This is a genomic window from Zobellella sp. An-6, from assembly GCF_052487945.1.
In genome coordinates this window covers 42564-52500 of the sequence record NZ_CP199259.1, presented here as the reverse complement: position 1 = coordinate 52500, position 9937 = coordinate 42564, and the positions used below count along the sequence as shown (strand labels likewise).

Here is a 9937-nt window from a genome sequence, read left to right as displayed (position 1 = left end):
CGCATTATAGGCAGCCGCGGTTTTTGCGCAAGGGCTTTTTTGTGAAAAACATCACTTTTTCTGCCACTCGAGCAAAACTTAAACAAAGAGGCGTTTTTTACTGCTTTTTCTCCTCTGGCCCAGGCTCGGATGAGCCAATCCGGGTGACCAGCAGCTGGTCTATCTTGTAGCTGTCGATGTCGACCACCTCGAATTTATAACCGGCATGCAGCACGAAGTCGGTACGCTTGGGGATCTTGCGCAGCATATACATCATAAAGCCGGCGATGGTTTCATAGTTCTCGTCATCGGGGAAACTGTCTATATCCAGTACCCGCATCACATCCGCCAGGGGTGTCAGCCCCTCCACCAGCCAGGAGCTGTCGTCCCGGGCCACTATCTGCTCTTCCGGTGAGTGCACCAGCTCGCCCATGACGATACTCATCACGTCCTTGAGGGTGATGATGCCGACCACCAGGGCATATTCGTTCATGATGATGGCGAAGTCTTCGCCCGTGGTTTTGAAGTGCTCCAGTACCTCGTACATCGACAGGGTGTCGGGGATGATCAGGGGGGTACGGATGATCCCCTCTTTCTGCAGCGAGATCGGCTGCTGATGCAGCACCTGCATCAGGATATCGCGGGAATCCACATAACCGATCACCCTGTCCAGGCTGTCCTCGCACACCAGGAACTTGGCATGGGGATGCTCGGCAATCTTGGCCTTGATGCTTTCCTGGTTTTCGGCGAGGGTGAAATAGATCAGGCTCTCACGGGCGGTCATGGCCGAGGTGACGGTGCGGGACTCCATTTCGAACACATTCTCGATCAGGTGGTGCTCCTGCTCCTGCAGTACACCGGCCTGGGCCCCGGCGTCCATCATGGCGATGATGTCCTCGGGGGTGATCTCGTCCTGGCGCATGGTCGGCACCCTGAACAGGCGGAAAAACAGGTTGGCCAGGCCGTTGAAAAACCAGACCAGCGGCTTAAGCACCACAATAAAGAGCCCCATGGGCCTGACAACCGCCACCGCGATCCGCTCCGGCGCTATCATCGCCAGCCGCTTGGGCATGAGGTCGGCAAACAGGATGAACAGCGAGGTGACGATAAAGAAGGACAGGATAAAGGCGGCCTTGGCTACCCAGGCACCGTCGAAGAAGAAGCCGAGCAGTCCTTGCGCAAAGGGCGTAAAGGCCGCCTCCCCCAGGATACCGCCCAAAATGGCGACGGCGTTCAGCCCGATCTGTACCACGGTGAAGAAATTGCCGGGCTGCTCCTGCAGCAACAGTACTTTCTCGGCGTTGATATCACCGTCGGAAGCCATCAGCCGGAGCTTCATCTTGCGGGCCGCCGCCAATGCGATTTCGGAAACGGAAAAAAACGAGCTGATTGCCACCAACAGCACTATCACCAGCATATGCTCAAAGACTGTCATTTTTGTTTACTACCGATATACGGGGGGGTGCCAGCGCCGTGAGCCGACGGTTGACAATAAGGTTTCGAAACCAACAAGAACCAACGAAATGTTCTACATATCTAACATAAAGCAGGTGTTATTTCCAACTTGGCACCGCTACCACCCACGATGTGTTCCCCAAATCTGTACTGGGCATGGCCATAACCCCGCCAAAAAGGCACATATTGAGTCCCCCTCCACCAAAACGACAGCGGCGGAAAGACTCAACTGAGCTACACTGATGCTAATAAAATAAAAGACGAGCACGGATAAATGCCTACATCAACCCGACTTGCCTGCGGGCTGGCTATCATGCTGTTCCTCTCCTGGCGGGGCCATGCCGGGGAATCGCCCTATTGGTCATTGCAGGATTACCTGGCCCGCTTTCCGGACCAGCAGATCCGGCTCGAGGCCTTTTCCCAAGGGATCAGGACTCCCGCTCCCCCCTGGCAAGGCGCCACCGACGAAGAAGTGCGTATTGCGATGGTATCCCCCGGCGGACAACTCTCGGATTACTGGCGTCGCAACAGAAAAAGCATACTGGCTCGGCTGGAGGAAATGACCATTCCCTACCGGCTGGATTGCTACTTTACGCCCCCCCACAGCCCCATGCGGGAGCAGGAGCGACTGCTGGCCGACATTCTGGAGCAGGATCCCGACTACCTTATCCTCACCCTGGACACCCGGCGTCACCAGGTGCTGATCGAAAAGTTGCTGGCCCGTGGCCGCCCGAAATTGATACTACAAAACATCACCACCCCGCTAAAACTCTGGCAGCAGCGCCAGCCCCTGCTCTACGTGGGATTTGACCACGCCCAGGGAACACAACAATTGGCCACGACACTGCCGACGCTGACCACCACCCAAACGGTGCACTACCTGATGCTGTACGGCACCCGGGGCCATGTCAGCCAGGCCCGGGGGGACGAATTTATCCGGCTGATGTCCGCCAACCCCAATTTTCATTTACGCCAGCGAGCCTATACCAACCTGGATCCGGAAAGAACCCGCACCCTGGTCTTGCAGGCACTGTCCGAGATACCGGAGCTCAACCTGATCTATGCCAGCACCACGGATATCGCCCTGGCCAGCATCGAGGCCCTGGAACAGGCGGGCAGAGACGACGATGTGATTATTAATGGCTGGGGCGGGGGGCAGGATGAACTGGAAGCCCTGCGCCAAGGCCGGCTCGATCTGACCGTGATGCGGATGAATGATGACAGCGGCGTTGCCATCGCGGATGCCATCCGCCTGGATTGGGAAGGAAACTCAGGAGCCATACCCCATGTCTACTCGGGTGAATTTGCGGTCATCACCCAGGAGACGCCCGAGGCCGAACTGGAGCGATTGAAAGCCTATGCCTTCCGCTATTCCCACTGATCCCTCCCGCTCCCATCGTTTCCTGCGCCTGCTCCTGCTGGCGTTGCTGCCCGCCTTCATGATGCTGGCCCTGGCCCTGTTGGTCCTCACTTATTACAGCTCATCCCGGATCATGGAACAAAGTCTGCAATGGCAGTTCCGACAGGCCGAAAACCGGCTGCAAAACAACCTGGACGCCTATCTCAACAGGCTCCATGCCCTGCTTTCGGCCACCACCGAACATACCGGGCTGGCCAGGAAAATCATCGACGGGGACCGGACCGCTGCCGAGGCAATCTTGCAGGCAGTGCTGGAAAAACCGGATGGTGAATACCTGGATATCCTGCTGCTGGAGCACAGGGGCCAGGCTTGGCTCGATCTCAACTCCCCCTACTACGACCTGGCTCGGTACCATCCCCAGTTGATCGCGGCCGCGGGCCAGGAGCGGACGTGGCACCTGTTCCAGTTGGAGCAAAACCTTAACCTGTTGCTGCATGCTTATCCCATCATCGACGACGACACGGGGCGGGTCGAAGGCAACCTGCTGGGGGGAATAGTGCTGGACGACAACCTGACCTTACTCAACCAGCTCGGCCAGGGACTGGAACAGCTCAATATCCGGCTGCTTCATCAGGGTAACCTGCTTGGCCCCGCCCCCAGCAGCAGCACCCTGGCACCGGAAACCTTCAATACCATCCTGTCCCGGGCACGGATCGCTGGCCGGTTGCAGGGATATCACGTCAGCATACAGCCGTTGCAGCTGGGTGAGCAGGCCGGCACATTGCAAGCCTTGGTCATTGCCGATAACCAGGCCAACCAGCAACTGCGCCAGTCCTACGGCTATCACGGCCTGCTCGCGCTGCTATTGGTTCTGCTCACGGCACTGTTGCTCGCCCTCTACACCCTGCGACTGATCGCCCATCCCCTGGCCCGGCTGACCGACTATGCCGAGCGGATCGGTAAAGGTCAGCCGGCCCGTTTTCAGGCCGGACGAATAGAAGAGTTCAATTTCCTCGGTAAGAGCCTGGAAAAAATGGTCGATATCCTGCGTCGCAGGGAACGGGACCTGGCCAATTTGTTCAATTCGGCCAATTCCCTGACCATCATGCTGGATTGCCATGGTCGTATCCAGGCCCTCAACCCGGCCGCTATCCGGTTGTTCAACCAACCCGCCGAGACCCTGGTAGGCACCCCGCTGGCGGACCACTTCAGTCCCCTGCAACTGGCTCCCTTAGCCGACGCCATCCACCGGGCCAGGCAGGGCCACATCCTCAATGGCGTAGAAGTCAGCCTGACCCAGGGCGGCAAGGAACAACACCACCAGATCTGGACCCTGGCCCCGGTATACGAGCAGGGTGTTGTGGTGGCGGTGTTAGCCCAGGGGCAGGATATCACCCCCCTGAAGCAGGCCGAAGCGTCCCTGCAACTCAACGACCTGGTGCTGAAGAACATCATGGAGGCCGTGCTCATTTTCGATCACCGCCTGCGGCTGATTTACGCCAATCACGCCTTTGCCACCATCAGTGGTTACCAACCGGCGGAAATGCTCGGAGAAAAACCCAGAACCGCCCTCCAGTTACAAAACAGTTACCCCCAGCTGACCACCATGTGGCAGACCCTGAGATCGACCGGATACTGGCGTGGCGAAGCATCCGGCTTGCGCAAGAGTGGGACCTCCTACCCGATCTGGCTGTCGGTCACCGCCTTAAATCCCGCACCGGGCCGGCGGCACTATGTGGCGGTGTTCTCCGATATCTCCATGCTCAAGGAAACCCAGCACCAGCTGCAGAAAATGGCCCACTACGACGCCCTGACCGGACTGGCCAACCGTACCCTGTTCGCCGAGCTGTTCAAGCAGGCCCACTCCAGAGCCGAGCGCCACGGCGCCAGCCTGGCGATGATGTTCATCGATCTGGATCGCTTCAAACAGATCAACGACAGCCTGGGTCACCAGGTCGGCGACGAATTCCTGCAGATTGCCGCCAAACGCCTCCAGCGCCACAGCCGCAAGGAGGATATCCTGTGCCGCTTCGGGGGCGATGAATTCATTCTTCTGATCACCCATACCCTCTCGCTCCAGCAGGCCAGGGCGACGGCGCAACGTATCGTCGATGCCTTCGCCAAGCCGGTGTTGATCCAGGGACAAAGCCTCTATCTCAGTATCAGCATAGGCGTGGCCTTTTACCCCCAGCACGGCACCAACATGGAAACCCTGATGCAGCACGCCGATACCGCCCTCTACCAGGCCAAGGAAAAGGGCCGCAACCAGGTGCAGCTGTTTGAAAGCGGCATGAATGTCCGCGCCGTGAACATGATGAAAATCAGCGGAGAATTGCACCAGGCCCTGGAGAAGAACCAGATGGTGCTGCACTACCAACCCCAGTTTCGCCTGAGTGACGGCAAACTTATCGGGGTTGAGGCCCTGGTGCGCTGGAACAAACCGGGCACTGGCCTGATTTATCCCGGCGACTTTATTCCCCTGGCGGAGCAGACCGGCATGATATTGCCCCTGGGCCAGTGGATACTGACCACGGCCTGTCGCCAACTGCAGCGCTGGCAGGCCGTCGGCCTGGGTCCGCTGCGCATGGCCATCAACCTCTCGGCCCGGCAGTTTCGGCAACCCGGCCTGGCCCGAGACATCGCCGTGCTGCTCGGAGAGCTCAAACTGGATCCCTGTTCGGTGGAGCTGGAAATCACCGAAAGCATGCTGATGGAAGAAATGGAAATGGCGGTGGCGACCATGACTTCGCTGAATCGCCTGGGCGTAAAACTGGCGATCGACGACTTCGGCACCGGTTATTCATCCCTCGCCTACCTCAAGCGTTTTCCCATTCACCGCCTGAAGATCGACAAGTCCTTTATCAAGGATCTGGCCCGGCAGAAGGGGGACATGGCCATCGTCAACTCCATCATCACCCTGGCCCACAGCATGAAAATCGCCGTTATCGCCGAAGGCATCGAAAACGAATACCAACTGCAGCAACTGAGCCGCCAGGCCTGTGACGAAGGCCAGGGCTACCTGCTGGCCAAGCCCATGTCGGCCGAGGAAATAGAGCCGCTGTTACGCCAGGATTTCCGCTATCCCGCGCTGCGGAGCTGAGCCCGGTCCCCGGGCCAGGGCCTCGAGCAACATGCCTTGCCACGCGGAGCCTCGTCGCCTCCTCCGCCGCGCCTGACACCGGTGTCCCCACGTTCTGTCCCTGTCTCGCTCGGGCGGACAGACGCTAACAAATTCTTGCTAATTTAGAAAACAGCGAATCTCATGGATAGTCTATCCTCTTATGAGCGAGACGGGCTCACGGCTTCTTCATCTTCACTAGCTGTTCCGCATAGTAGTTCACTACCGGCAGCGACAGGGGGCCGCCAAGCAGGCCCTTCGCGCCAGGGGTGGGTTCACGGCGTGCCTGCGTGCGGTGCCCGGTCGATGTAGCACTATTATTTAACTAGGCCACGGGTATTCCTTGGTAACAAACCAACCACAACGCGAAAGGGAGGTTGAACATGAGTCATCACAGCAACAGTGCTTCCGGAAAGTGCCCCGTCATGCACGGTGCCCATACCGCGGCCGGTGCATCCAATATGGATTGGTGGCCCAAGGCACTGAACCTGGACATCCTCCACCAGCATGACACCAAGACCAACCCGCTGGGGGAAGACTTCGATTATGCGGAAGAATTCAAGAAGCTGGATCTGGCAGCGGTCAAGCAGGACCTGCGCGCCCTGATGACCGACAGCCAGGACTGGTGGCCGGCCGACTGGGGCCACTACGGCGGCCTGATGATCCGCATGGCCTGGCACGCCGCCGGATCTTACCGTATTGCCGATGGCCGGGGCGGTGCCGGCACCGGCAACCAGCGCTTCGCGCCGCTGAACAGCTGGCCGGACAACGCCAACCTCGACAAGGCCCGCCGTCTGCTGTGGCCGATCAAAAAGAAATACGGCAACCGGCTCTCCTGGGCCGACCTGATCATCCTGGCCGGCAACATGGCCTATGAGTCCATGGGCCTGAAAACCTTCGGTTTCGGCGGCGGCCGTGCCGATATCTGGCACCCGGAAAAAGACATTTACTGGGGCTCCGAGAAGGAATGGCTTCAGCCCAGCGGCGGTCCCAACAGCCGCTACTCCGGTGAGCGCGACCTGGAAAACCCGCTGGCGGCGGTGATGATGGGGCTGATCTACGTCAACCCGGAAGGGGTGGACGGCAAACCGGACCCGCTGAAAACCGCGCAGGACGTGCGCGTTACCTTCGCCCGCATGGCGATGAACGACGAAGAAACCGTGGCCCTGACCGCCGGCGGCCATACCGTGGGCAAGACCCACGGCAACGGCAATGCCGCCAACCTGGGGCCGGCTCCCGAAGCGGCCGAACTGGAAGAGCAGGGCCTGGGCTGGATGAACCACCAGACCCGGGGTGTCGGCCGCGATACCGTGACCAGCGGCATAGAGGGCGCCTGGACCACCCACCCGACCCAGTGGGACAGCGGTTACTTCAAGATGTTGCTCGAGCACGAGTGGGAGCTGAAGAAGAGCCCGGCCGGGGCCTGGCAATGGGAACCGGTCGACATCAAGGAAGAGGACATGCCGACCGACGTGGAGGATCCGTCCATTCGCCGCAAGCCCATCATGACCGACGCCGACATGGCGATGAAGATGGATCCGGACTACCGCAAGATTGCCGAGCGCTTCCATCAGGATCCCGCCTATCTATCCGAGGTGTTCGCCCGCGCCTGGTTCAAACTCACCCACCGGGACATGGGGCCCAAGAGCCGTTACCTGGGCCCGGATGTGCCGCAAGAGGACCTGATCTGGCAGGATCCCGTCCCCACCGTGGACTATACCCTGAGTGACGCCGACATCGCCGATCTCAAGGCGAAGATCCTGGCCAGTGGCCTCGGCATCTCAGAGCTGGTCGCCACCGCCTGGGACAGTGCCCGCACCTTCCGCGGCTCCGACTATCGGGGCGGCGCCAATGGCGCCCGCATCCGCCTGGCACCGCTGAAGGACTGGGAGGGCAACGAGCCTGCCAGGCTGCAAAAGGTGCTGAGTGCGCTGGAAAATATCCAGTCCGGGCTGAGCAAGAAGGTGAGCCTGGCCGACCTGATCGTGCTGGGCGGCTCCGCGGCGGTGGAAAAGGCGGCGCGTGACGCCGGTGTGGCTATTACCGTGCCCTTCGCCCCGGGACGTGGCGACGCCAGCGAGGAGATGACCGACCAGGAATCCTTCGCCGTGCTCGAGCCCCTGCATGATGGCTATCGCAACTGGCTGAAAAAGGACTATGTGGTCACCCCCGAAGAGCTGATGCTGGACCGCACTCAACTGATGGGCCTGACGGCGGCTGAAATGACGGTGCTGGTCGGCGGCATGCGGGTGCTGGGCACCAACCACGGTGGTGGCAAGGAGGGCGTCTTCACCGATCGCGTCGGCGTGTTGAGCAACGACTTCTTCGTCAACCTGACCGACATGGCCTACAACTGGAAGCCGGCCGGCAACAACCTGTACGAAATCGTCGAACGCAAGTCCGGCAAGGTGAAATGGACCGCCACCCGGGTCGATCTGGTGTTCGGCTCCAACTCGGTGCTGCGCTCCTATGCCGAGGTCTATGCCCAGGACGATGCCAAGGAGAAATTCGTCAAGGACTTCGTCAGCGCCTGGACCAAGGTGATGAACGCGGATCGTTTCGATCTGAAGTAAGAGCCCCTTCCGACAGCAACATGCCGGGCTTGCCCCGGCATGTTTTTTGTGGAATGAAAATAAAGAATCATCATGAAATGTGAAAAAACCGCCTAATTTGGCGATTTTTTGTTCACTTCCAAAGCTAAAGTATCATCCTTAACCATAGGCATGATGCTCAAACCTGCCGGCTCCATAAAAATAAAGTTTCATCATAGAAAGTGTAAATGCGACAGATCAACCCGATAGTGTCAGGCACGGTAACTTTATGGAAATGAGCGACGTCAGCAGCAAAAACGCCGTTGATACCCACAAACAGGCCTGTATTCCGGCGCTGCCCTGCCCACTGGAATACTCAGCCCGACAGTACAGTGCCAAGCAAACGTCCCATGGCGTTAGACATGTAATAAAAGCCTACATCCATGGATACGCCATCACTTTTGGCATAGCTGATGATCAGGTAACTGTGCAGGGATGAATGGACAGCAAATACGGCACCGAACAGCAGCTTGGAGATGAACGGCTCTTGTAAAGACTTTTCCATTACAACAAGCTATCGTTTTTGTTTGGAGAGTAAACAGGGCAGCCTTCACTGGCTGCCCGAAGCCTCCAGTCAGCGCAAGATCAGCAAGGGGATCCTGGCGTCACGGATCATTGCCGTGGTGGTGCTGCCTACTAGTAACTGGCGGATACGGGAGTGGCCGTAGGCCCCCATCACCATGATGTCGATGCCATGAGTTTGTTGGTATTCAGGCAAGGCCTTGTCTACTTCGCCGGGGACGATGGCGGTGTGCACATTAATGCCGGCTTGGGCCAGTGTGTTTTTGGCCCAGTTGATCTGTTCCCGGTTTTCATCGGTGTCTGCCCCTACCAGCACGACATGCAGCTCAAGGCCATTGAACAGCGGGCTTTGTGCCAGCATCTCCACCCCCTTACGGGTGGTGCTGCTGCCGTCGAAAGCCAGCATGATTTTTTCCGGCGTGCGAAACTCCCCCAGAGTGACCAGAATGGGCCTGTGCATAGCCCGAATCACCTGCTCTACGTGCCCACCCAGATGGGCAAAGGCGGAGGTGGACTCCTCGCCATGGCGGCCCAGCACGAGTAGCCGGGTATCAGGCTCCAGTTCCACCAGGGTATCTATCAGGTTGCCATGGCGCTGAAGGATAACAGGTTCGCTGACGCCATTATCCATGGTGCGAGTACGGGCAGCTTCAAGCATGAGTCGGCCTTGCTCTTTAGCCAGTTTTCCCCGCTTTTCATCCAGCTCTGCCAGTTGCTCCAGCAGATGCTCCTGGCTGCCAAGGCCAATACTTCCGCTCAGATTCCCCTTGACTGGGGCTTCACTTTTATCGAGTACATGAATCAAGGTGAGTGGCGCCGTCAGGCGCAGACTGGCCCAAGAGGCCATATCGCAGACGGCGGCAGCATGACTGGAGCCGTCAATGCAGGCGATTACATTTGTAGTCATGGATG

At 58.8% G+C, this 9937-nt stretch carries 6 protein-coding genes; 3 read left to right on the top strand and 3 right to left on the bottom strand.

Going from position 1 to position 9937, the window contains the following annotated elements:
* Positions 1–97: 97 nt before the first annotated feature.
* Positions 98–1414, bottom strand: coding sequence for a hemolysin family protein (locus tag ACT7DK_RS00215; RefSeq protein WP_445395167.1), 1317 nt, complete (start codon positions 1412–1414; stop codon positions 98–100).
* 294 nt (positions 1415–1708) lie between these two features.
* Between ACT7DK_RS00215 and ACT7DK_RS00210 the strand changes: the two genes are divergently transcribed.
* The 3 genes from ACT7DK_RS00210 to katG all read left to right on the top strand — a co-directional run bounded on the left by ACT7DK_RS00210 (position 1709) and on the right by katG (position 8485).
* On the top strand, positions 1709–2815 hold the full coding sequence (locus ACT7DK_RS00210) for a substrate-binding domain-containing protein (protein WP_445395165.1): 1107 nt from the start codon (positions 1709–1711) through the stop codon (positions 2813–2815).
* Positions 2793–5894, top strand: a complete 3102-nt coding sequence (locus ACT7DK_RS00205) for an EAL domain-containing protein (RefSeq protein ID WP_445395163.1) — start codon at positions 2793–2795, stop codon at positions 5892–5894. The genes ACT7DK_RS00210 and ACT7DK_RS00205 overlap by 23 nt, the downstream gene beginning before the upstream one ends.
* Positions 5895–6295: 401 nt before the next feature.
* On the top strand, positions 6296–8485 hold the full coding sequence (gene katG, locus ACT7DK_RS00200; RefSeq protein WP_445395161.1) for a catalase/peroxidase HPI: 2190 nt from the start codon (positions 6296–6298) through the stop codon (positions 8483–8485).
* A gap of 334 nt (positions 8486–8819) precedes the next feature.
* Here the strand turns inward: katG and ACT7DK_RS00195 are convergent, their stop codons facing one another.
* Positions 8820–9008 (bottom strand): hypothetical protein, encoded by a 189-nt coding sequence (locus ACT7DK_RS00195; protein ID WP_445395159.1) that lies wholly within the window; start codon positions 9006–9008, stop codon positions 8820–8822.
* Between the two features lie 69 nt (positions 9009–9077).
* Complete coding sequence (locus ACT7DK_RS00190; RefSeq protein ID WP_445395157.1) at positions 9078–9932, bottom strand: universal stress protein; 855 nt, start codon at positions 9930–9932, stop codon at positions 9078–9080.
* Between the last annotated feature and the right edge of the window lie 5 nt (positions 9933–9937).